The 23032-nt window shown below is 72.8% G+C and carries 20 protein-coding genes; 4 read left to right on the top strand and 16 right to left on the bottom strand.

Translation table 11 applies throughout. The features are described 5' to 3' along the window. From ACH5AO_RS33195 to rimP, 8 genes are all read right to left on the bottom strand, one after another. The coding region (locus tag ACH5AO_RS33195) for a trypsin-like peptidase domain-containing protein (RefSeq protein ID WP_398931217.1) at positions 1 to 2306 on the bottom strand (2306 nt) is incomplete at its 3' end. Between the two features lie 248 nt (positions 2307 to 2554). Beyond that, the gene (truB, locus tag ACH5AO_RS33190) at positions 2555 to 3460 is read right to left on the bottom strand and encodes a tRNA pseudouridine(55) synthase TruB (protein WP_398931215.1); all 906 of its coding nucleotides are present in this window, start codon (positions 3458 to 3460) and stop codon (positions 2555 to 2557) included. After that, a complete protein-coding gene (gene rbfA / locus ACH5AO_RS33185) occupies positions 3457 to 3906 on the bottom strand; it encodes a 30S ribosome-binding factor RbfA (RefSeq protein WP_398931213.1) in 450 nt (149 codons plus the stop codon). Before rbfA ends, truB begins: the two co-directional genes overlap by 4 nt. A 48-nt stretch (positions 3907 to 3954) precedes the next feature. Further along, on the bottom strand, positions 3955 to 4248 hold the full coding sequence (locus ACH5AO_RS33180) for a DUF503 domain-containing protein (RefSeq protein ID WP_019330973.1): 294 nt from the start codon (positions 4246 to 4248) through the stop codon (positions 3955 to 3957). A gap of 207 nt (positions 4249 to 4455) precedes the next feature. Further along, a complete protein-coding gene (gene infB / locus ACH5AO_RS33175; RefSeq protein WP_398931210.1) occupies positions 4456 to 7506 on the bottom strand; it encodes a translation initiation factor IF-2 in 3051 nt (1016 codons plus the stop codon). A 185-nt stretch (positions 7507 to 7691) separates the two neighbouring features. After that, positions 7692 to 7973: a YlxR family protein gene (locus tag ACH5AO_RS33170; protein ID WP_398931208.1), complete on the bottom strand. Its 282-nt coding sequence runs from the start codon at positions 7971 to 7973 to the stop codon at positions 7692 to 7694. Positions 7974 to 8075: 102 nt separating this feature from the next. After that, on the bottom strand, positions 8076 to 9062 hold the full coding sequence (gene nusA, locus ACH5AO_RS33165) for a transcription termination factor NusA (protein ID WP_398931207.1): 987 nt from the start codon (positions 9060 to 9062) through the stop codon (positions 8076 to 8078). A 2-nt stretch (positions 9063 to 9064) separates the two neighbouring features. After that, positions 9065 to 9565 carry a ribosome maturation factor RimP gene (gene rimP, locus ACH5AO_RS33160; protein WP_398931205.1) on the bottom strand — a complete coding sequence of 167 codons (501 nt, stop codon included), beginning with the start codon at positions 9563 to 9565 and terminating at the stop codon, positions 9065 to 9067. Between the two features lie 207 nt (positions 9566 to 9772). Between rimP and ACH5AO_RS33155 the strand changes: the two genes are divergently transcribed. From ACH5AO_RS33155 to ACH5AO_RS33140, 4 genes are all read left to right on the top strand, one after another. Beyond that, complete coding sequence (locus tag ACH5AO_RS33155) at positions 9773 to 10321, top strand: hypothetical protein (RefSeq protein WP_398931203.1); 549 nt, start codon at positions 9773 to 9775, stop codon at positions 10319 to 10321. Continuing rightward, positions 10318 to 10791: a ferritin-like domain-containing protein gene (locus ACH5AO_RS33150; protein ID WP_398931200.1), complete on the top strand. Its 474-nt coding sequence runs from the start codon at positions 10318 to 10320 to the stop codon at positions 10789 to 10791. The genes ACH5AO_RS33155 and ACH5AO_RS33150 overlap by 4 nt, the downstream gene beginning before the upstream one ends. Positions 10792 to 10836: 45 nt before the next feature. Further along, positions 10837 to 11742, top strand: coding sequence for an aminoglycoside phosphotransferase family protein (locus tag ACH5AO_RS33145; RefSeq protein ID WP_398931198.1), 906 nt, complete (start codon positions 10837 to 10839; stop codon positions 11740 to 11742). A gap of 90 nt (positions 11743 to 11832) precedes the next feature. After that, positions 11833 to 12339, top strand: coding sequence for a carboxymuconolactone decarboxylase family protein (locus ACH5AO_RS33140; RefSeq protein ID WP_398931197.1), 507 nt, complete (start codon positions 11833 to 11835; stop codon positions 12337 to 12339). A 71-nt stretch (positions 12340 to 12410) separates the two neighbouring features. On the opposite strand, the gene ACH5AO_RS33135 is transcribed toward ACH5AO_RS33140, so the two are convergent. The 8 genes from ACH5AO_RS33135 to ACH5AO_RS33100 all read right to left on the bottom strand — a co-directional run bounded on the left by ACH5AO_RS33135 (position 12411) and on the right by ACH5AO_RS33100 (position 22808). After that, on the bottom strand, positions 12411 to 14111 hold the full coding sequence (locus ACH5AO_RS33135) for a proline--tRNA ligase (protein WP_398931195.1): 1701 nt from the start codon (positions 14109 to 14111) through the stop codon (positions 12411 to 12413). Positions 14112 to 14224: 113 nt separating this feature from the next. Next, on the bottom strand, positions 14225 to 14791 hold the full coding sequence (locus tag ACH5AO_RS33130; protein ID WP_398931193.1) for a GNAT family N-acetyltransferase: 567 nt from the start codon (positions 14789 to 14791) through the stop codon (positions 14225 to 14227). A gap of 27 nt (positions 14792 to 14818) precedes the next feature. Continuing rightward, positions 14819 to 15667 (bottom strand): GNAT family N-acetyltransferase, encoded by an 849-nt coding sequence (locus ACH5AO_RS33125; protein WP_398931191.1) that lies wholly within the window; start codon positions 15665 to 15667, stop codon positions 14819 to 14821. 160 nt (positions 15668 to 15827) lie between these two features. After that, the gene (gene ispG, locus ACH5AO_RS33120) at positions 15828 to 16985 is read right to left on the bottom strand and encodes a flavodoxin-dependent (E)-4-hydroxy-3-methylbut-2-enyl-diphosphate synthase (RefSeq protein WP_398931189.1); all 1158 of its coding nucleotides are present in this window, start codon (positions 16983 to 16985) and stop codon (positions 15828 to 15830) included. 184 nt (positions 16986 to 17169) lie between these two features. Continuing rightward, a complete protein-coding gene (locus ACH5AO_RS33115) occupies positions 17170 to 18462 on the bottom strand; it encodes a M50 family metallopeptidase (protein ID WP_398931281.1) in 1293 nt (430 codons plus the stop codon). An 8-nt stretch (positions 18463 to 18470) separates the two neighbouring features. Then, complete coding sequence (gene dxr, locus ACH5AO_RS33110; RefSeq protein WP_398931187.1) at positions 18471 to 19733, bottom strand: 1-deoxy-D-xylulose-5-phosphate reductoisomerase; 1263 nt, start codon at positions 19731 to 19733, stop codon at positions 18471 to 18473. A gap of 87 nt (positions 19734 to 19820) precedes the next feature. Next, positions 19821 to 20618, bottom strand: coding sequence for a carbonic anhydrase (locus ACH5AO_RS33105; RefSeq protein ID WP_398931185.1), 798 nt, complete (start codon positions 20616 to 20618; stop codon positions 19821 to 19823). A gap of 249 nt (positions 20619 to 20867) precedes the next feature. Next, positions 20868 to 22808 (bottom strand): acyl-CoA dehydrogenase family protein, encoded by a 1941-nt coding sequence (locus ACH5AO_RS33100; protein ID WP_398931183.1) that lies wholly within the window; start codon positions 22806 to 22808, stop codon positions 20868 to 20870. Positions 22809 to 23032 lie beyond the last annotated feature (224 nt).

Raw genomic sequence — 23032 nt, 5'->3', positions numbered from 1 at the left:
GGTTTTGGGGGGCCGGCGCCGCCCCGGGGGGGGGCCCCCCCCCGGGCCCGGGGGCGGAGGGCGCCCGGGGGCCGGGCCGGGGGGTCGGCGGCAGGACCGGTCCTGCCGCCGACCGGCGGAAGGAGAACCTCAGCGGCACCCCGGTCACCGGAAGCGGCAGCGGGCCCGGCCCGGTGGCCGGACGACGTACAGCCCTCCCCAGAAGCACCCCCGTCACCGGAGACAGCCCGGGCGGCCGGCACGGTGGGGCACCCATCGGCCACGCCGGTCCTGCCGCCGGACGACACGCAGCCCTCCCCGGCAGCACCCCCGTCACCGGAAGCGGCGGTGGGCCCGGGCCGGTGGGTGGGTGGTGTGCAGTCGTTCTCGGCGGCAGCGGGCCGCGGGGGGTGGGCGGCCGGGGTGGTGTGGACCAGGGCGCGCAGGGCGCCGTCCACGTCGAGGTGGGTGCCGTGGAGCCAGTCGGCCAGCTCCTCGTCCGCGAACCGGTAGCCGGTCGTCCCGGCCGGGACGAGGAGCCCCTCGGCGAGCACGGCCGAGGCCCAGCCGGTGCCCCCGCCGAGCCGGCCGGGGGCGGCTCCCCGGGGGAACACCGCGTCGAACGTCTCCCGGTCCAGCCGGCCCGTGCCGAGGCTGCGCCGGGCGGCCTCGTGCACCTGCCCGGCGACCTTGGCGGCGAGCCGGCGTACGGCGGTGCCGCGGATGCCGTTCCCGTCGGCGAGGCGGACGGCGATCCGCAGGCACACCAGGTCCAGGTGGGCCGAGAAGACCTCGTCGCGGCCGACGGGGGTGTCGAAGGCGTCGGCGGCGGCACCGGTGAGGGCGGACCGGAGGTCCGCGAGCATCCGCAGGGTCAGGGGGTGGCGGGCGTCGGTGTCGGCGACCGCGCCCTCGGGGATGCCGTGACGGACACGCGCCTCGTGGGCCTCCTCGGCGGTGAGGTCGCCGAGGGCCACGCAGGCGGGGAGCCCGTCGGGGCGGGACGCGCCGGCGTGCAGCAGCTCTTCCGGGAACCCCGCCTCCTCCCAGTGCTCCGCGCGGCACGCCACCACCAGCCGGGCTCCCGTCGTCCGCAGCCACCGCGCGGTCCCGGCGGTCCACTCGGCCGGCCTGTCGAGCGTGATCTCCTCCGGGCCGTCGAGGAGCAGCAGCAGGGGCCGGCCGGCGGTGCGGGCGAACCCGGCCAGGTGCTCCGGGCTCACGTCGCCGAGGGCGTCCGGGCCGGCCGGGAACGGGGCGCGGGAGGCGGCGACGACGACGGCGGCCCGGTCCAGTGCCCGGCGGGCGGCGTCCGCGACCGAGTCGTCGCCCGCGTCCAGGTCGGCACCGCGCAGCCGGAGCGTGGGCCGGCCCGCGCGGTGGCGGCGGGCGGCGAGCGCCGCGAGTTGCGTCGTACGACCGCTGCCGGGCGGCCCGACCAGGCCCAGCACCGCGGCCTCACCCCGCTCGAACGCGGCGAACTCCGCGAGGACGGCGGGCCGTACGACGGGCTCCACGGCGCCGGGCGCCCCGCCCCGTCCGGCCGGGGGGAACCCCGCGCCCGCGGCGGACCGGCCGGCGGGCCCCACGGCGCCGGCCGTCCCGTCCCCTCCGGCCGAGGCGGCCGTGAGCCGCACCAGCCCGGCGAGGTTGAGGTCGGCTCCGTGGGCCGGGACCGTCGCCGCGTTCTCGGCGAGCAGCTCGGCGAGCGGCCCTCCGATGGCGGCGGGGGGAGGCAGCGGTACGGCGAAGCTCCCGTCGCGGCCGTCCGCGCGGAGCGCGGTGCCGAGGACGCCGAGCACGGCGTTGGTGGCGGCGTCGAGCACCGGGCCGCCGGCTGTGCCGCCGCCGAACCGCAGCGCGTCCCGGCCCGCGGTGCCGACCGCCAGCTCCAGGGCGGTGCCGAGGGGGTACGCGCGGTCGGTGGCGGTGTAGGTCACGGCGCTCGTCCCCAGGACGCGCGCCTCGCGCCAGCCTCCGGCGGCGATCCGCACATAGGTGCCGGGCCGGACGGTGCGCCGCGCGGTGACCGGCAGCGGGGCGACGCCGAGCCCTTCGCCGCGGACCAGGGCCAGGCCGAGCGCGGGCAGCGGGGTCACCGCGTCCGCGGTCACCACGCACCGGCGGTCGCCCGCCGCGCGCAGCACGATGCGGGGCAGGCCGTCGACCGCCTCGTGGCTGGTGAGCACCGTGCCGTGGTGATCGGCCACGAAGCCGGTTCCGCGCGGCCGGCCGGCGAGGTCGTACAGGCGGACCAGGACATCGGACGGGCCCTGGGCCCCGCCCGGCATGTCCCGTCCGTCACGGGGTTCGTAGGGGGACGGCATCGTCGAAGCCTCCCGTCGCGCATCCGTGCCCTTCGCTGCGACAGTAGGGCCAAGATGATCACCGGGACAGATCACCCGGTGAACGCGCCCCCTTCCGCTCCCCCGCTTCACTCCGAGCGCCCGCACGTGCGGGTGAACAGGAGGGGGTGGGTGGATACACCCTAGGGGTGGGGGAACCGAGGGGGGCCGTGGAGCGGCGTCACGTCCGTCCCCGTGACGCCGCTCCACGGACGGGTCCGCGGAAGCGGTCAGCCGAAGACGGCCAGGCTCCTGGCCTTGCCCCGCTGCTCCTCGACGAGCGCCAGGAACCGGCCCTCGGGGCCGAACACGGCCACGGCTCCGGAGCCGGCGTACTCCTCGGGCATCTCGAGCCGTACCCCGTTGGTGAGCAGCCTGGCCCGCCGGTCGTCGACGTCCCAGCGCGGGAACGCGGCCGTGGCGGCCTCGGCGACCGGCATCACCGTCAGCTCCTGCTGGAGCTGGTCCAGCGTCCTCGCGGAGTCCAGTTTGTACGGGCCGACGCGGGTGCGGCGCAGCGCGGTGAGGTGCCCGCCGACGCCCAGTCCCGCGCCCAGGTCGCGGGCGAGGGCGCGGATGTAGGTGCCGGAGGAACAGACGACCGACACCACGAGGTCCAGCACCGGGGTGCCGTCCTCGGCGACCGCCTCCCGCACGTCGTACACGGAGAACGAGGAGACGGTGACCGGCCGGGCGGGGATGTCGAACTCCTCGCCCTCCCGGGCCCGCTTGTAGGAGCGCACCCCGTTGATCTTGATGGCGCTGACCCTGGACGGCACCTGCATGATGTCGCCGGTCAGCTCGGCGACGCCGGCGTCGACGGCCTCGCGGGTGACCCCGGAGGCGTCGGTGGAGGAGGTGATCTCCCCCTCGGCGTCGTCGGTGAGCGTGTTCTGCCCGAGCCGGATCGTGCCGAGGTACTCCTTCTCGGTCAGCGCGAGGTGGCCGAGGAGCTTGGTCGCCCGCTCGACGCCGAGGACGAGGACGCCCGTCGCCATCGGGTCGAGGGTGCCGGCGTGGCCGACGCGCCGGGTGCGCGCGATGCCGCGCATCTTGGCGACCACGTCGTGCGAAGTGAAGCCCGACGGCTTGTCGACGATGACAAGGCCGTCGGGCGTGGTGTGCTTCTGTGTCATTCGGCGGTGTCGTCCGTCTCGTCGTCGCCCGGCTTGCGGTACGGGTCGGCCTCGCCGGCGTACGCGGCGCCCGCGGACGCCTCGCGCACCTTGGCGTCGGACTGGCGCGCCTTGTCGAGGAGGTCCTCGATGGTGCGGGCCGTGTCCGGGAGCGCGTCCATGACGAAGGACAGGGTCGGCGTGAACTTCACGCCCGCCGCCCGGCCCACCTCGGAGCGCAGGACGCCCTTGGCGCTCTCCAGGCCCGCCGCGGCGGCCTTGCGCTCCTCGTCGTCCCCGTACACCGTGTAGAAGACGGTCGCCTCCCTGAGGTCACCCGTGACCCGGGTGTCCGTGATGGTGACGTGCGAGCCGAGCCGCGGGTCCTTGATCCCGCGCTGCAGCTTCTGGGCCACCACCTCTCGGATGAGGTCCGCCAGCCTTTTCGCCCGCGCGTTGTCGGCCACTGGTCCGTCTCCCGTTCTTTCCTGTCTGCGTGTCTGTGGCTGTGGTCGTCAGTCGTCTTCGCCGTGGAAGCGCCGCCTGACGGACAGCAGCTCCACCTCGGGGCGCCCGGCGACCAGCCGCTCGCACCGGTCCAGTACGTCGCTCAGGTGCCCCGCGTCGCCGGACACCATGGCCAGGCCGATGACCGCCCTGCGATGGAGGTTCATGTGGTCCACCTCGGCCGCGCTCACCGCGTACTTGCGCTGGAGCTCGGCGACGATCGGGCGGACGACGGAGCGCTTCTCCTTCAGCGAATGTACGTCGCCGAGGAGGAGGTCGAAGGACAGCGTCCCCACATACATGTGTGCAACCGGTTCACCCGCCGGTCCGGGATCGATGGCCCCGCCATCCGTGGTGGGCAGGGACATCAGAACCGTACATCGAAGGGGGTGGGGCGATCGACGGATATTGCGCTCCGCCGGCCGCTCCACCGGTCACCGCGCCGCGCGCACGCGCGCCGGCCGGCGGGACCCGGGTGGGTCCCGCCGGCCGGTACGCACCGTGGGGTGTTACGCCCGCGGCTTCTCGCGCATCTCGTACGTCGCGATGACGTCGTCGACCTTGATGTCGTTGAAGTTCCCGAGGTTGATACCGCCCTCGAAGCCTTCGCGGATCTCGGTGACGTCGTCCTTGAAGCGACGCAGACCCTCGATGTTGAGGTTCTCCGCGATGACCTTGCCATCGCGCAGCAGGCGCGCCTTGGTGTTGCGCCTGACCTCGCCGGAGCGGATGAGCACACCCGCGATGTTGCCCAGCTTGGACGAGCGGAAGACCTCGCGGATCTCCGCCGTGCCGAGCTCGACCTCTTCGTACTCCGGCTTGAGCATGCCCTTGAGGGCCGCCTCGATCTCCTCGATCGCCTGGTAGATGACCGAGTAGTACCGGACGTCCACGCCTTCGCGCTCGGCCATCTGCTGTGCCCGCCCGGCGGCGCGCACGTTGAAGCCGATCACGATGGCGTCGGAGCCCATCGCCAGGTCGATGTCGGACTCCGTGACCGCACCGACGCCGCGGTGCAGGACGCGGATGTCGACCTCTTCGCCGACGTCCAGCTGGAGCAGGGAGGACTCGAGCGCCTCGACGGATCCGGAAGCGTCACCCTTGATGATCAGGTTCAGCTGCTGGACCTCGCCGGCCTTGAGCACCTTGTCCAGGTCCTCGAGGGACACGCGGCGCGTGCGCTTGGCGAACGCGGCGTTGCGCTCACGGGCGGCGCGCTTCTCGGCGATCTGACGGGCCGTACGGTCCTCGTCGACGACGATGAAGTTGTCGCCCGCACCCGGGACGTTGGTCAGGCCCAGGACCTGGACCGGCGTCGACGGGCCCGCCTCGGCGACGTTGTTGCCGTTGTCGTCGAGCATGGCGCGCACGCGGCCGTAGGCGTCGCCCACCACCATCGTGTCGCCGACCCGCAGGGTGCCTCGCTGGACGAGGACGGTCGCCACGGCACCGCGGCCGCGGTCGAGCCGGGACTCGATCGAGATGCCCTGCGCGTCCTGCGTGGGGTTGGCCCGCAGGTCGAGCGAGGCGTCCGCGGTGAGGATGACGGCCTCGAGGAGGCTGTCGATGTGCAGACCCTGCTTGGCGGAGATGTCGACGAACATGGTGTCGCCGCCGTACTCCTCGGCCACCAGGCCGTACTCGGTCAGCTGACCGCGCACCTTGGTCGGGTCGGCGCCCTCGACGTCGATCTTGTTGACCGCGACGACGATCGGGACGTCGGCCGCCTTGGCGTGGTTGAGCGCCTCGACCGTCTGCGGCATGACGCCGTCGTTGGCCGCGACGACCAGGATCGCGATGTCGGTCGACTTCGCACCGCGGGCACGCATGGCGGTGAACGCCTCGTGACCCGGGGTGTCGATGAAGGTGATCTTGCGATCCTCTTCGTTGACCTCGGTCGTGACCTGGTAGGCACCGATGTGCTGGGTGATGCCGCCGGCCTCGCCCGCGATGACGTTCGTCTTGCGGATGGCGTCGAGGAGGCGGGTCTTACCGTGGTCGACGTGACCCATGACGGTGACGACCGGCGGGCGGACCACCAGGTCCTCCTCGTCGCCCTCGTCCTCGCCGAACTCCAGGTCGAAGGACTCGAGCAGCTCGCGGTCCTCCTCCTCCGGGCTGACGATCTGAACGGTGTAGTTCATCTCGTCCGCGAGGAGCTGGAGCGTCTCGTCGGAGACGGACTGGGTCGCGGTGACCATCTCGCCGAGGTTCATCATGACCGCGACGAGCGACGCCGGGTTGGCGTTGATCTTCTCCGCGAAGTCGGTGAGCGAGGCACCGCGCGACAGGCGAATGGTCTCGCCGCTGCCGCGGGGCAGCATCACGCCGCCGACCGACGGGGCCTGCATGGCCTCGTACTCCTGGCGCCTCTGCCGCTTCGACTTGCGGCCACGACGCGCGGGACCGCCGGGACGGCCGAAGGCGCCCTGCGTGCCACCGCGGCCACCGGGACCGCCGGGACGGCCGCCGAAGCCGGGACGGCCACCGCCGCCGCCGAAGCCGCCGCCACCGCCGCCGGGACGGCCGGCGAAGCCGCCGCCGGTACCGGGACGACCGGCACCGCCGCCGCCACCCGGACGGCCGGCGAAGCCGCCGCCACCGGGACGACCGCCGCCGCCGGGACGACCCGCACCGCCCGGACCGCGGCCGCCGGGGCCGGGACGCGGGCCGGCAGCGGGACGCTGCGGCATCATGCCGGGGTTCGGACGCGGACCGCCGGGGCCGCCACCGGGACGGGGACCGCCCTGCGGACGCGGCATCGAGCCCGGGGTCGGGCGCTGCCCGCCCGGAGCCTGCGGACGCGGACCGCCGCCCTGGGCACCGGGGGCCTGCGGACGGGGACCGGCACCGCCGGCACCGCCGGGACCACCCGGACCGGGACGCGCGCCCTGCGGGCGCGGAGCCTGCGGGCGGGCCATGCCGGTGGAGCCACCGGAGGTGAAGGGGTTGTTACCGGGACGCGGACCGGCCGGGCGGGCGCCCGGACGCGGTGCGCCGCCACCGGGACGCTGACCCTGACCGGCCGGACGGCCCTGGCCGCCCTGACCCTGACCACCCTGACCGGCGGGACGACCGCCGGGCTTGGGGGCACCGGGACGCGCGCCGCCGGGCTTCGGGCCGGACGGAGCCGGGGCCGCCGCGGGCGGGGCCTGGAACTCCGGGGCCGCCGGAGCCGGACGCGGCGCGGGGCGCGGGCCCGGCGTCGGACGCGGACCGGGGGTCGCCGGCGCGGGCGCGGCCGGGGCCGCCGGCGGCTGGGCCGCGGCGGGCCTGGGGGCTGCCGGCGGCTTCGGGGCGGCCGGACCCGGACGGGCCGCCTGCGCCGGGGACGGCGCGGCGGGCCTGGGGGCCGCCTTGCGGGGCGCGCCGGGCTTCGCGGCGGACTTGCCGTTGCCCCCGCCCTGCTGGAAGGCGTCGGTCAGCTTGCGTACTACGGGCGCTTCGATGGTCGAAGACGCCGAACGGACGAATTCACCGAGTTCCTGGAGCTTGGCCATGACGACCTTGCTCTCCACACCGAACTCCTTGGCGAGTTCGTAGACCCGGACCTTAGCCACTTCGCTCCTTTGAGGTCCGGGTTGCGTCCGGACCGTCGCTAGTTCATGGGCGTACTCATCGCGTACTCATCGAGTGCTCATCGCAATCTCGACCTGCTTTCGACTCGCGAGGTACCAGACCGCACGGGGACTTCCGCGCGGCATGTTCTTACGTGTTGCCTGCCCAGTCGGCCGTCAGCCGCTGCTCAGCAACTTTGTGCCTGCTCGACGTAGAGGCGCAACGCCTTTACGTCGAGCGGTCCCGGGACGCGGAGCGCCCGTGGGAACGCCCTGCGGCGCACCGCCTGGTCGAGACAGACCGGGGCGGGGTGCACGTACGCGCCCCGACCGGGCAGCGTACCGCGAGGATCGGGGACGCACGCGTCCTCGATCACCACGATCCGCAGCAGCTCGCTCTTGACCGCTCGCTCCCGGCACCCCACGCAGGTGCGCTCGGGGCGTACGCCAGCACGTGTCCGGCCAGACACTCCTCAGTCTACCTCCCCGCGCCGACCTCACCCCTTTGGGGCAAGAATCGAACACTTGCCGCGCGCAAAGCTGTCGTGATCTCAGCGCCCTGCTGCCTGGATCTATTCCCCGGCCTGTTCCGTGTCCGGCCGGATGTCGATCCGCCAGCCGGTCAGCCGGGCGGCGAGACGGGCGTTCTGCCCCTCCTTGCCGATCGCCAGGGACAGCTGGTAGTCCGGCACGGTCACGCGGGCCGAGCGGGCCGCCATGTCGACGATCTCCACCTTGGAGACCCGGGCCGGCGACAGCGCGTTCGCCACCATCTCGGCCGGGTCGTCGGACCAGTCGACGATGTCGATCTTCTCGCCGTTCAGCTCGCCCATGACGTTGCGCACCCGGCCGCCCATGGGGCCGATGCAGGCGCCCTTGGCGTTCAGGCCCGAGCGGGTGGAGCGTACGGCGATCTTGGTGCGGTGGCCGGCCTCGCGGGCGATCGCGGAGATCTCGACGGACCCGTCGGCGATCTCCGGCACCTCCAGGGCGAAGAGCTTCTTCACCAGGTTGGGGTGCGTGCGCGACAGGGTGACGGACGGGCCGCGCATCCCCTTGGCCACCCGGACGACGTAGCTGCGCAGCCGCATGCCGTGCGGATAGGTCTCGCCGGGCACCTGCTCCTGCACCGGCAGGATGGCCTCCAGCTTGCCGATGTCGACCAGCACGTTCTTCGGGTCGCGGCCCTGCTGGACCACGCCGGTGACGATGTCGCCCTCACGGCCGGCGTACTCGCCGAGCGTCGCGTCGTCCTCGGCGTCGCGCAGGCGCTGCAGGATGACCTGCTTGGCCGTGGTGGCGGCGATACGGCCGAAGCCGGACGGGGTGTCGTCGAACGCGCGGGCCTCCTGGCCCTCCTCGAGGTCCTCGGGGTCCTCCTTCGCCCACACGGTCACATGTCCGGTCTCCCGGTTGAGCTCCACGCGCGCGTGCCGGCGGCTTCCCTCGGTGCGGTGATAGGCGATGAGGAGGGCCGATTCGATCGCTTCGACCAGCAGGTCGAGGGAGATCTCCTTCTCCCTCACCAAGAGCCGAAGTGCACTCATGTCGATGTCCACGATTACGCCTCCTCTTCCTTCTCGTTGTCCTTGCGGTTGAACTCGACCTGGACGCGCGCCCTGGTGATGTCGTCGAAGGCGAGTCTGCGCGTGGTGGCCCTGCGGCCCTTCACTCCGGGTACCTCGAGGTCGAGGCCGTCGTCGTCCGCCTCGAGGATCCTGGCGACCAGTTCGCCGCCCTCGGCCAGCTGGAACCGGACCAGGCGGCCGGTGGCGCGCACGTAGTGCCGGTGCTCGGTGAGGGGGCGCTCCGCGCCCGGGGTGCCGACCTCGAGGGTGTACTCCCCGCCGCCCATCGCGTCCGTCTCGTCGAGCTTCGCCGAGAGCGCGCGGCTCACATCGGCGATCCGGTCGAGGTCCGCTCCGGTGTCGGAGTCGACGACGACGCGCAGCACACGCTTGCGGCCGACCGCGTCCACGGCGATCTCCTCGAGGTCCAGGCCCTGGGAGCTGACGAGCGGCTCCAGAAGTTCTCGAAGCCTCTCGCTCTGGGTGGTGCTCATCCGGGTGACTCCTCGGCCGCGTGTGCTGTTGTGGGACGGTGCGCGTGTCTGGATCAAAGGGTATCCGGTCGCGGGGGGTGTTGCCGTCCACCCGGTCACGGAGGGTGCCGCTGAGCGCCCCCGCGCGGGCGCACGGGTACGGTGATCACGGGCCCTCCGCCCCGCTTTTCGTCGCTACGTTCGTACGAGCCCCCGAGGACGTCTGCCGTGTCGTTCCCCCCGTCTCCGCGCTCCCGTTCGGGGCCGCGCAGAAGGAGTCTGCTCACCGTCGCCCCGGCGGCCCTGCTGGTGGCGGGCTGCTCCGCCGGGTCCGAGGACCCCGGTGCCGCCGGCGGCAGCCGTCCCTCGGCCGCCGACCGGGCACGCGCGCGTGCGGCCCGGGACAGCAGGGAGCTGGCCGAGCGGTACGACGCGGTCGTGGCCGCGCACCCGAGGCTGGCGGAGCGGCTGCGGCCGCTGCGCGCGGAGGTCGTACGGCACGCGGAGGCGTTCGGGGGGACGGCGGAGTCCTCGCCGTCCCCGTCCCCGTCGCCGTCCGGGCCGGGCTCCCCCTCGGCCTCCGCGCGGGCCTCCGTGCCCGCCGTGCCCGCGAAGGAGAAGGACGCCCTCGCCGGACTCGCCGCCGCGGAGCGGGAGATCGCCGGCCGGCGCACCGAGGCGCTGCTGGACGCGCCGGGCGAGCTGGCCCGGCTGCTGGCCTCGGTCGCGGCGGCCGGCGCGGCACATGTGTACCTGCTGACGGAGGCACGAGGGTGAGCGAGTCGCGCGAGGCGAAGGACCGGGAACTGCGGGCCCTGCGGGCCGCCCTGGCGGCGGAGCACGCGGCGGTGTACGGCTACGGGGTCGTCGGCGGACGGATCGGCGAGGACCGGCGCACCGAGGCACGGACGGCGTACGACGCGCACCGGGCGCGCAGGGACGCACTGGTGCGCGCGGTGGAGGACGCGGGGGGCGCACCCGTCGCCGCCGCCGCGGGGTACGCGCTGCCGTTCCCGGTCCCGGACGCGGCGGCCGCGGTCCGGCTGGCGGCGGAGCTGGAGGACAGGGTGGCCGGGGTGTACGCCGATCTGGTGCGGGCGAGCGGGGGCGAGCGGCGGCGGGGGGCCGCCGAGGCGATGCGGGAGGCGGCGGTGCGCTCGGTGCGCTGGAGCGGCGGGAGCGTAGCCTTCCCTGGGCTCGCCGAGCGGGGCGGTACGGCTTCGGGGACCCCGGCGCCGACGGCGTGACGGGGCGGCGGGCACCGCGTACAGCAGGAAGGGAACGACTCGCGCATGGTTTTCGAACCGCCGAAGCGTCTGGTGAGGGCGCTCGGTGAGACGGCGCCCGAGGGCGACGACTGGCTGGCGAGGCTGCCGGAGGTGGCGCGCGGGGCCGTCGCGCGGCGTGAGTTGACCGTGGAGCGGGTGCAGGTGCCGGGCGGGCGCAGCAGCCTGGTCGTGCTGGTGCGGACGGCCGACGGGACGCCCGCCGTGCTGAAGCTGGCGCCGCGCCGGGCGCGCCCGGAGAGCGAGCGGGCCGCGCTGGCCCACTGGGGCGGCCGGGGGGCGGTCCAGCTGCTGGAGCCGGTCCCGGGCTCGACCGAGGGGGTGTTGCTGCTGGAGCGGCTGCACCCGGACGTGTCGGTGCGGTCGTTGCCGGAGGCGAAGGCGTTGCTGGAGGCGGCGGGGACGCTGCGCCGGCTCTGGGTGGATCCGCCGAAGGAGCACGGTTTCGAGACGGTGGCCGAGCGCACGGAGCGGCAGGCGCGGGCGATGCGGGCGAGCGCGGCGGCCGACCCGGAGGTGGCCCCGCTGGTGGAGGCCGCGCTGGCGGCCCGCGAGGAGCTGGTGGCGGCGCCGCCCGAGCACCGGCTGCTGCACGGGACGTTCCGGCAGAGCAAGGTGCTGTCCGGGGAGCGCACGCCGTGGCTGGCGGTGGGACCGGACCCGGTGGTCGGCGAGCACGCGTTCGACCTGGCCCGGCTGGTCCGCGACCGCGTGGAGGACCTCATCGCCCAGGCCTCCGGCGCCACGACGACCCGGCGGCGGGTGAAACGCCTCGCGGAGTCCCTGGAGGTCGACCGCGAACGCCTGAGCGGCTGGACCCTGTTCCGCGCGGTGGAATCGGGCGTACGGGCCCGCCGCGTGGGCCGCGAGCGGGACGCGGAACTCCTCCTGGAGTTCGCGAGCTGGCTGTAGGTCCGTCCTCGCTCCGGGGCTCCGTCACACTTCTCCGTCGTGGTCCGTCAGGTCGGTGACAGCAAGCGAAGCGACCTTCAGGAGACGGCGATGGAAACGCGTTCGATCACGGCGGAGATCCCGATGGTTCCGCGGATGGCCGAGGACCCCGCGGAGCTCGTTCCCGAACTGGCGGAGGTGTCGGCGGCGCTGTTCAAGGTCACCGGCAACGGGTCGGTGCCGCGCTCCACGATCAGCCTGGTCCAGCTGCGCGCCGGCCAGATCGCCGGCAGCACCTACCTGACCGTCCTGCACACGGGCTTCCTGCGCAAGGCCGGGCAGTCGGAGGAACGGATCGCCTCGGTGGCGTCCTGGTGGGACTCGCCGTACTTCACCGGCGCCGAGCGCGCCGCGCTGGCCCTCGTGGAGGCCGTGCTCCAGCCGTCCGCGGACGGCGAGCGGGTGTCCGACGCGCTGTACGCGCGGGTGGCCGAGCACTACGAGCCGAAGGCGCTCGCCACCCTGATGTTCGCGATCGGCCAGGTCAACTTCTTCACCGCCGTCGCGCTCGTCGCCAAGCCGGTGCCCGGCCGGTCGTTCGCCGACCCGTGGAAGTGAGACGGGCCGGGTGAGACCCGGGGCCCGTGCCGGTGGACGACCGGTACGGGCCCCGTGACGCCGTTACGCCGTCAGGCCGTGAGGCGGGCCACCGCCTCGTCGACCGTCAGTTCCTCGCGTTCGCCCGTGCGGCGGTCCTTGAGTTCGACGACGCCCTCGGCGGCGCGGCGGCCGGCGACCAGGATCCGCGGGACGCCGATCAGCTCCGAGTCGGTGAACTTCACGCCCGGGGAGACGCCCGCGCGGTCGTCGACCAGGACGCGGAGGCCGGTGGCGGACAGCTTCTCGGAGACGTCGAGGGCGAGCTCGGTCTGGAGGGCCTTGCCTGCGGCGACCACGTGGACGTCGGCCGGGGCGACCTCGGCGGGCCAGCACAGGCCCTTGTCGTCGGCGGTCTGCTCGGCGAGAGCGGCCACCGCGCGGGAGACGCCGATGCCGTAGGAGCCCATGGTGACGCGGACCGGCTTGCCGTTCTGGCCGAGGACGTCGAGCTTGAGGGCGTCGGCGTACTTGCGGCCGAGCTGGAAGATGTGGCCGATCTCGATGGCGCGGTCGAGCTTGAGGCCGGTGCCGCACGTGGGGCAGGGGTCGCCCTCCCGCACCACCACGACGTCGACGTACGCGTCGACCTCGAAGTCGCGCCCGGCGACCACGTTCTTCGCATGCGTGTCGGCCTTGTTGGCGCCCGTGATCCAGGCGGTGCCCGGCGCGACGCGCGGGTCGGCGATGTACGTCACCTTGTCCAAACCCTGCGGACCGACGTAGCCGCGCACCAGGTCGGGGCGGGCGATGAAGTCGGCCTCGGTGACCAGTTCCACGGCGGCCGGGGCGAAGTGCGCCTCGACCTTGTCCATGTCGACCTCGCGGTCACCGGGGACGCCCACGGCGACGATCTCGCCGTCGACCTTGACCAGCAGGTTCTTCAGCGTGGCCGAGGCGTCCACGCCGAGCGAGGCGGCGAGGGTCTCGATGGTCGGGGTGTCGGGGGTGGGGATCTCCTCGGCGGCCGGGACACCGGTGGCGTCGACCGGCTTCAGCGCGTAGGTGATCGCCTCGGTGTTGGCGGCGAAGTCGCAGTTCGGGCAGTCCGCGAAGGTGTCCTCGCCGGCCTCGGCGGGGGCGAGGAACTCCTCGGACTTGGAGCCGCCCATGGCGCCGGCGGTGGCCGCGCAGATGCGGTAGTCGAGGCCCAGGCGCTCGTAGATCCTCTGGTAAGCCTGGCGGTGCAGGGCGTACGACTTCGCCAGGCCCTCGTCCTCCAGGTCGAAGGAGTAGGAGTCCTTCATCAGGAACTCGCGGCCGCGCAGGATGCCGGCGCGGGGGCGGGCCTCGTCGCGGAACTTGGACTGGATCTGGTAGAGGATCACCGGCAGGTCCTTGTAGGAGGACGCCTGGTCCTTCACCATCAGGGTGAAGATCTCCTCGTGGGTGGGGCCGAGGAGGTAGTCGCCGCCCTTGCGGTCCTGGAGGCGGAACAGCTCGGGGCCGTACTCGTCCCAGCGGCCGGTGGCGTCGTAGGGCTCACGCGGCAGCAGGGCGGGGAGCAGCACCTCCTGGGCGCCGATGGCGTCCATCTCCTCGCGGACGATGCGCTCGACGTTGGCGAGGACCTTCTTGCCGAGGGGCAGCCACGTCCAGATGCCGGCGGCGGTGCGGCGGACGTAGCCGGCGCGGACCAGCAGCTTGTGGCTGAGGACCTCGGCGTCCGCCGGGTCGTCGCGCAGCGTCTTCGCCATCAACTGGGACATGCGCTGGACCGGTGCTTTCGCCATGGCTCTCGTACTCCTGCTGATGGGGGTCCCCCCGCTCGAGCGCAGCCGAGAGTGGGGGAAGGTGATGACAGGAGGTTAGCCGGGCCGGGCGGGGCGGCGGAAATCCATTGTGCCTATCCGCGGAGGAGGGGCAGCGGGGCGCCCATGACGGCGTACGGCTTGACGGCGCTGGGGAAGTGGACCTGGCGGGCGAGGTCCTGGTAGCCGAGCGAGCGGTACAGCCGGCGGGCCGGGCTCTCGACGTCGATCGCGGAGAGGATCGAGCGGGGCTGCTCGGCGCCGTCGGTGATCGTGGTGATCAGGGCGCGGCCGATGCCGTGCTTCTGGTGCCGGGGGTGGACGTGCAGTTCGGTGATGACGAAGGAGTCGTCGAGCCAGTCGTCGTGGCCGCGGGCGCGCAGGTAGGGCTCGACGACGGTGGACCACCAGTGGGTGCGGTCGTTGGGCATGCCGTAGACGAAGCCGGCCAGGCGGCCCTTGACGGTGGCGCCGAAGGCCCGGGCGCCCGGGAGGGTCATGTGGCGCAGCACGATCTGCCGGCGTACGGCCACCTCGTCGGGGCCGAGTCCGAACGCCACCGCCTGTACCGCCAGCGCCTCGTCGACGTGGCCGGGGAGGTCGAGGGGGCCGATCACGATGTCGTCGGGGTGGGAGCGGCCGTGACCGGGAAAGCGCACCATGCCGGGGAGACTACAGGGCCGGTCCGCTCAGAACAGCACGCTCATGAAGGCGCCGACCTCCTGGAAGCCCACTCGCGCGTACGTCCTGCGGGCGGGCGTGTTGAAGTCGTTGACGTAGAGGCTCGCCACGGGGGCTATCTCCGTCAGGGCGTAGCGCAGGACGGCCGCCATGCCGGGGGCGGCGACGCCCCTGCCCCGGTGCTCGGGGGCCACCCAGACGCCCTGGATCTGGCAGGCGCGGTCGGTCGCGGCGCCGATCTCGGCCTTGAAGACGACCTTGCCGTCGCTGTCGAAGCGGGCGAAGGCGCGGCCGGCGCCGACGAGCTCGGCGACCCGGGCCTGGTAGAGCAGGCCGCCGTCGCCGGCCAGCGGGGAGACGCCGACCTCCTCGGTGAACATCGCCACGCACGCCGGCATGATCGTCTCCAGTTCGTCCTTACGGACGCGGCGGACGTAGGGGTCCGGGGCTATGACGTCGGACATGCGGTCGGTGACCATGAGGGGCTGGTGGGTGCGGACCTCTCGGGCCGGGCCCCACTGGGGTTCGAGCAGCCGCCAGAGCGCGGCGGTGGGCTCGGCCGGGCCGACGACGGAGGAGCAGCGGCGGCCGGCCCGGCGAGCGCGGTCGGCGAAGGCGCGGACGGCCCGGGGGGTGGCGCAGACGGGCACCAGGTTGGCGCCGGCGTAGCACAAGGAGGTCAGGACGCCCCCTTCGTACCAGCCCCACATCTCGCCGCCGAGCCGCCACGGGTCCAGGCCCGCGATCTGGACGCGGGCCGTCACGAAGGCGTTCGCGACCGGCTCGCGGTCGAGTACGGCGAGTGCGGCGTCCAGGTCGCTCGGTTCGAGGACCCGGGATGTGGTCTGCGTCAACACGCGCGGGGCCTCACACACGGGGGTCTGCTGATTCCTCCGCACTGTACCCGCGGAATCCGGGGAACGCCGACCCCGGATCCCGCTTCGGTCCTGAACCCGCCGTCCCCGGGCGCCGGACGGGCCGGAGGGCGTGGCCGGACGGCAGGGTCAGCCGGCGTGGTCAGCCGGCCACCGAGACCCGCGGCTCGCCCGACGTCACGCCGTCCTTCTCCATCTCCTCGGCGATCTTCATCGCCTCCTCGATCAGCGTCTCCACGATCTTCGACTCGGGCACGGTCTTGATGACCTCGCCCTTCACGAAGATCTGGCCCTTGCCGTTGCCGGAGGCGACACCCAGGTCGGCCTCGCGGGCCTCGCCGGGACCGTTCACCACGCAGCCCATGACGGCGACGCGCAGCGGCACCTCCATGCCCTCCAGGCCGGCGGTGACCTCCTCGGCGAGCTTGTACACGTCGACCTGGGCGCGGCCGCAGGACGGGCAGGAGACGATCTCCAGGCCGCGCTGGCGCAGGTTCAGCGACTCCAGGATCTGGATGCCGACCTTGATCTCCTCGACCGGCGGGGCCGACAGCGAGACGCGGATGGTGTCGCCGATGCCCTGGGAGAGCAGCGCGCCGAAGGCGACGGCCGACTTGATGGTGCCCTGGAAGGCGGGCCCGGCCTCGGTGACGCCGAGGTGGAGCGGGTAGTCGCACTGGGCGGCGAGCTGGCGGTAGGCCTCGACCATGACGACCGGGTCGTTGTGCTTGACGGAGATCTTGATGTCCCGGAAGTCGTGCTCCTCGAAGAGGGACGCCTCCCACAGGGCGGACTCGGCCAGCGCCTCGGGGGTCGCCTTGCCGTACTTCTGGAGCAGGCGCCGGTCCAGCGAGCCGGCGTTGACGCCGATGCGGATGGGGGTGCCGTGGTCCTTGGCCGCCTTGGCGATCTCCTTGACCTTGTCGTCGAACTGCTTGATGTTGCCCGGGTTCACGCGGACCGCCGCGCAGCCGGCCTCGATCGCGGCGAAGACGTACTTGGGCTGGAAGTGGATGTCGGCGATCACCGGGATCTGCGACTTCTTCGCGATCACCGGGAGGGCGTCGGCGTCGTCCTGGGTGGGGCAGGCCACGCGGACGATCTGGCAGCCGGAGGCGGTGAGCTCGGCGATCTGCTGGAGGGTGGCGCCGATGTCGGACGTGCGCGTGGTCGTCATCGACTGCACGGACACGGGGGCGTCCCCGCCCACCGCCACGGAGCCGACCTGGATCTGCCGGCTCTTCCGGCGCTCGGCGAGCTTGGTCGGAACGGACGGCATGCCGAGAGAAATCGCAGTCATCTGCTGTGCAACCCCAAGTCGTGGATCAAGGTCCGGCTCCCCGTGAGCAGCGGGCTCCGGGCTCCGAGATTACGGCACTGGCCAACGCCCGGGCACATCACGGTCGTAAACCCGCCCAAAGGGCGATAGCCCGGAACGAAAGGGTTCCAGGCCATCGTGAACGGCAGGTGACGTCCCCCCGGGGCTACGAGATCCGCACCGGGTTCACCACGTCCGCGACCAGGACGAGGAGGGTGAAGCAGACGAAGATCCCGGCCACCACGTAGGCCACCGGCATCAGTTTCGCCACGTCGAACGGGCCGGGATCCGGGCGGCGCAGCACCTTGGCGAGGTTGCGGCGCAGCGACTCCCACAGGGCGCCCGCGATGTGTCCGCCGTCGAGCGGCAGCAGCGGGAGCATGTTGAACAGGAACAGGGAGAGGTTGAAGCCGGCGAGCAGCATCACGAACATGGCGAGCTGCTGCGAGGCGGGGATGTCGAGGGTGGCGATCTCGCCGCCAACCCGGGCCGCGCCGACGACGCCCATCGGGGAGTCGGGTTCGCGGGGGCCGTCGCCGAAGACCGCGTCCCACAGGGCGGGGATCTTGGACGGCAGGGCGGCGAGGGAGTCGACGGCGTCGCCGACCCGGTCGGTCATCCAGACCACGGACTCGCCGAGGTCCTGTTTGACGACGCCGGTGGCGGCGCTGAAGCCGAGGAAGCCGGCCTTGACGTACTCGCCCTCGACGTAGGCGCCGTTGCCGTCCTTCTTGGCGACCATGTTGGTGGCGATCGTGGCCCGGAGGGTGACCTCCCGGCCGTCGCGGTCGACGACGATCGGCACCTGCTTGCCGGCGCTGTCGCGGATGAGGTCGGAGAGGGTGGCCCAGTCATCGGTCCTGACCCCGTCGAAGGCGACGATCCTGTCGTCGGCCTTCATCCCGGCGGCGGCGGCCGGGGACTGGGGGTCGGACTTCTTGCAGTCGTCGCGGTTCTCGGTCTGCGCGATCACGCACTGCGAGACCGAGCTGACGGTGGTGGTCTGCTGCTGGATGCCGAAGCCCATCAGCACGGTGAGGAACAGCGCCACCGCGAGGATCAGGTTCATGAAGGGGCCCGCGAACATCACGACGACCCGTTTCCACGGCTTGCGCGTGTAGAACAGGCGCTTCTCGTCGCCGGGCCCGAGCTCCTCGAAGGCGGCGGAGCGGGCGTCCTCGATCATGCCGCGCCACGGTGAGGTGGAGCGGGCCTCGAGGCGGCCGTCGGGGCCGGGCGGGAACATGCCGATCATGCGGATGTAGCCGCCGAACGGGATCGCCTTGACGCCGTACTCGGTCTCGCCCTTGTTCCGCGACCAGATGGTGGGGCCGAAGCCGACCATGTACTGGGGCACGCGGATGCCGAACATCTTGGCCGTGGACAGGTGGCCCAGCTCGTGCCACGCGATGGAGAACAGCAGGCCGGCCGCGAAGACGACTATGCCGAGGATGAACATCAGGGTCGTCATGCACGCGCCTCCGCGCTCGCCGTCCGGACTGTCAGTTCCCGGGCCCTCGTCCGCGCCCAGGTCTCCGCTTCGAGGACGTCCGACACGGTCAGTGAGGTTCCCGACGCCGGGGTGCCGTGTTCCTCGACGACCCGGGTGACGGTCTCCATGATTCCGTTGAAGGGCAGCGTGCCGGCGCGGAACGCCTCCACGCACTCCTCGTTCGCCGCATTGAACACCGCCGGGGCGGTTCCCGCGAGCTCGCCGACGTGCCGGGCGAGGTTCACCGAGGGAAAGGCCTCGTTGTCGAGCGGGAAGAACTCCCAGGTGGACGCCTTGCTCCAGTCGAAGGCGGGGGCGGCGTCGGGGACCCGTTCGGGCCAGCCGAGACCGATGGCGATCGGCCCGCCCATGTCGGGGGGCGTCGCCTGGGCCAGTGTCGATCCGTCCGTGAACTCGATCATCGAGTGGACATACGACTGCGGGTGCACGACCACCTCGATGCGGTCGAAGGGAATGTCGTACAGCAGGTGCGCCTCGATGACCTCCAGGCCCTTGTTGACGAGGGTCGCGGAGTTGATCGTGATGACCGGGCCCATGGCCCAGGTGGGGTGGGCGAGGGCGTCCTCGACGGTGACGTGGGCCAGCTGCTCCCTGGTGCGGCCGCGGAAGGGGCCGCCGGAGGCGGTGACGACGAGCTTGCGCACGTCGGCGCGGGTGCCGGCGGCCAGCGCCTGGAAGAGGGCGGCGTGCTCGGAGTCGACCGGGATGATCTGACCGGGCGCGGCGAGCGCCTTGACCAGCGGGCCGCCGACGATGAGCGACTCCTTGTTGGCGAGCGCGAGGGTGCGGCCCGCCTCCAGGGCGGCGAGGGTCGGGGCGAGACCGATGGAGCCGGTGATGCCGTTGAGGACGGTGTGGCAGTCGGAGGCGGCGACCTGGGTGGCCGCGTCCTTCCCGGCCAGGATCTCGGGCAGCGGCTCCCCCGCCCCGTACCGCGCCGAGAGCGCCTCGCGCAGCTCCGGTACGACGTCCTCGCGGGCGACGGCGACCGTGCGCACCCGCAGCCGGCGGGCCTGCTCGGCGAGGAGGGCGACCCGGCCGCCGTGGGCGGACAGGGCGGTGACCCGGAAGCGGCCGGGGTTGCGCAGCACGAGGTCGATGGCCTGGGTGCCGATCGACCCGGTGGAGCCGAGGATCACCACGTCCTTCGGTCCGTCTCCCGCCACGGGGTCGTAGACGAGGTGCGGGTCGGCGAGGGGGGCTGGAGCGTCGGTCATGGACCCATTGTGTCGGGTCGCGACCGCCGCCGGGCCCCCGGCCCGGTGGCCGGCCGTCGGTCCCGGCCGCCGCGCCGCGCCCGCCGGTCAGCGGTCGACGTGGTCGATCTCACGGTCACCCCGCGGCTGGACCGGGCGGTTGCTCCTCGGGAACAGCTCCCGGTACGCCGCGACCTGCCGCGGGGTGACGCGCACCTGGTCCTCCAGCACGGTCCACTTGACGCCCTCCGTGCAGGGCGGGGTGGTCAGGGAGCCCTCGTAGCGGTACTGGTCGCGGTCGCCGGGGAGGAAGCGTGTGAGGTCGACGGGCCGGGTGATGTGGCTCTGCCCGCCCTCCTCGGCCGGAAGGTGCTTCCACAGGTCCGTGAAGGCGGAGTGCCCCTTCGCCGTCCGCATCAGCACGCCGAGGACGGCGATCCGTCCCTTGTCGTCCTCGTGCACGAAGTGCATCTCCATGGCCGTGTGCTCACCGTCCTCGGTGTGCTCGCTGGGGAGGTGGAAGTGGAACTGCCGCAGCCGGTACGTGGTGCCGTCGACGACGATGCCGCTGCCGGCGGAGACGTTGGCCTGGACGGTGTGGCCGTTGTTCACGACTTCCGCGGTGACGGGCCGGTAGTGGACGGTGACGGGTGCGTCCGTCTCGACGGCGGTGTCCCCGGTGAGGTCGACGGGTGACTGTTCGCGGCCCTTCCCGCAGGTCTCGAAGTCCTCTCTGAGCGAGGCCCAGTGCTCCGGGCCGGTGGCGCCCTCGTAGCTCCAGTGGGGGGTCTCCCCGGGCTTGTCGTCCGGGGAGGCGGAGGCGGGGGCGGTGCAGGAGGTCGCCGTGACGGCCGTGAGGGCGACGAGCGCGGAGACGACGGCCGTGCGTATGCGGTGGGAGGACATGCGGATGACCCCTCGTCGGGTTGTGGGAGGTCATCCACCTTTCGCCATCGACCGCAACGAGTGGGGCAAGGTTCACACAGGGAACGGCAAGGAAGGGTAAGCAATCGTCCAAGAGCCCGGCGCACGTCCCGCGAAACGGTAAAAACCCGCAGTGGCCAGGGAGTTGGGCGCACCGGACGGGAAAAGGGGAGGGCGGCCGGGTGCGGGGACCCGGCCGCCCTCCCCTCGGTGCCGTGGCGGCACGCGCCGTCAGCGGACCGGACGGTGGGCGTTCTCCCGGGCGCTCGGGCCGGGGGTGGCGTCCGCGATCCAGGGGCCGTCGTCCGAGGGGTCGATGATGCCCTGCTCCAGCCACTCGTACGTGCCGGAGAGCACGCCCTTGACGACCTTGCGGTCGACGTCGTCGGTGTTGGTCCACAGGCGGCCGAAGAGTTCCTCGACTCGGACGCGGGCCTGGCGGCAGAAGGCGTCGGCGAGCTGGTAGGACTCGCGGCCGTTCTCACCGCGGCCGCGCAGGAGTTCGGCGCGGACGCAGGCGGCGCTCATGGCGAACAGCTCGGCGCCGATGTCGACGATCCGGCCCAGGAAGCCCTGTTTGGTCTCCATCCTCCCCTGCCAGCGGGACATGGCGTAGAAGGTGGAGCGGGCGAGCCTGCGGGAGGTGCGCTCGACGTAGCGCAGGTGCCCGGAGAGGTCGACGTCGTGTTTGAACTCGCCGTACGTGCCGGGGAGCTGTCCGGGTCCGGCGACGAGTTTCGGCAGCCACTTGGCGTAGAAGACGCCCGCGCCCACGCCCGCCCGCGCCTTGTCGCCGAGGGACTTCTCGGGGTCGATCAGATCGCCGGCGACCGAGAGGTGGGCGTCGACGGCCTCGCGGGCGATCAGCAGGTGCATGATCTCCGTGGAGCCCTCGAAGATGCGGTTGATGCGCAGGTCGCGCAGCATCTGCTCGGCCGGGACCGCCCGCTCGCCGCGCGCCCGCAGGGACTCGGCGGTCTCGAAGCCGCGTCCGCCGCGGATCTGGACCAGTTCGTCGGCCATCAGCCAGGCCTTCTCCGAGCCGTACAGCTTGGCGAGGGCGGCCTCGATGCGGATGTCGTTGCGGTCCTCGTCGGCCATCTGCGAGGAGAGGTCGACCACGGCCTCCAGGGCGAAGGTGGTGGCCGCGATGAACGCGATCTTGGAGCCCACGGCCTCGTGCAGCGCCACCGGTTTGCCCCACTGCTCCCGGGCCGCCGACCACTCGCGGGCGATCTTCAGGCACCACTTCCCGGAGCCGACGCACATCGCGGGCAGGGAGAGCCGGCCGGTGTTGAGCGTGGTCAGGGCGATCTTCAGGCCCTGGCCCTCCTCGCCGATGCGGTGGGAGGCGGGGACGCGGACCCGGTGGAAGCGGGTGACGCCGTTCTCCAGCCCGCGCAGGCCCATGAAGGCGTTGCGGTTCTCCACGGTGACGCCCTCGGAGGCCGCCTCGACCACGAACGCGGTGATGCCGCCCCGGTGGCCCTCGGACTTCGGCACGCGCGCCATGACCACCAGGAGGTCGGCGACCACGCCGTTGGTGGTCCACAGCTTCACCCCGTCGAGGACGTACTCGTCGCCGTCGGGCACGGCGGTGGTGGCGAGCCGTGCCGGGTCCGAGCCGACGTCGGGCTCGGTGAGCAGGAAGGCCGAGATGTCGGTGCGGGCGCAGCGCGGCAGGAACGTCTCCTTCTGCTCCCGCGTGCCGAAGATCTTCAGCGGCTGCGGGACGCCGATCGACTGGTGGGCGGAGAGCAGCGCGCCGATCGCCGGGCTGGCGGAGCCGGCCAGGGCGAGGGCCTTGTTGTAGTAGACCTGGGTGAGGCCGAGGCCGCCGTACTTGGTGTCGATCTTCATGCCGAGGGCGCTGAGCTCCTTGAGCCCGGTGATCACGTCGTCGGGGATCAGGGCGTCACGCTCGATCCGGGCGCCGTCGATCTTCGTCTCGCAGAAGTCGCGGAGCTTGGCGAGGAACTCCTCGCCGCGCTGGACGTGCTCGTCTGCGGGCAGGGGGTGGGGGTGGATCAGGTCGAGCCGGAAGCGGCCGAGGAACAGTTCCTTGGCGAAGCTGGGCTTGCGCCAATCCTGTTCCCGGGCCGCCTCCGCCACCTGACGGGCCTCACGTTCGGTGACCGTGGGCCGGGACGGAGACTCGGGTGCTGCGGACATGAGGCTCACCTCGCCGCGAATGGGATGGTGTCATTACATTACCGATTGGTGCTACTCGATCGTATGTACCCGATCCGTAGCCACTCCGCCACCCTTCGTGCGGCCGTACGGCCGATGCTCCCGCGCCCGGCGGGCGGGCGGGAGTGAGGGACAATTCCTCCGGTGCCCCTTCGGTCCGGCCCAGCTCTGGAGAAGGCTGTCGAAGCGCTTCGACGGCCTATGGA

This window comes from Streptomyces sp. NPDC018964 (genome assembly GCF_044390325.1).
In the GTDB taxonomy this organism is placed as follows: domain Bacteria; phylum Actinomycetota; class Actinomycetes; order Streptomycetales; family Streptomycetaceae; genus Streptomyces.
The sequence above is the reverse complement of the archived record's forward strand: the minus strand, read 5'-3'. Positions and strand labels throughout refer to the sequence as shown.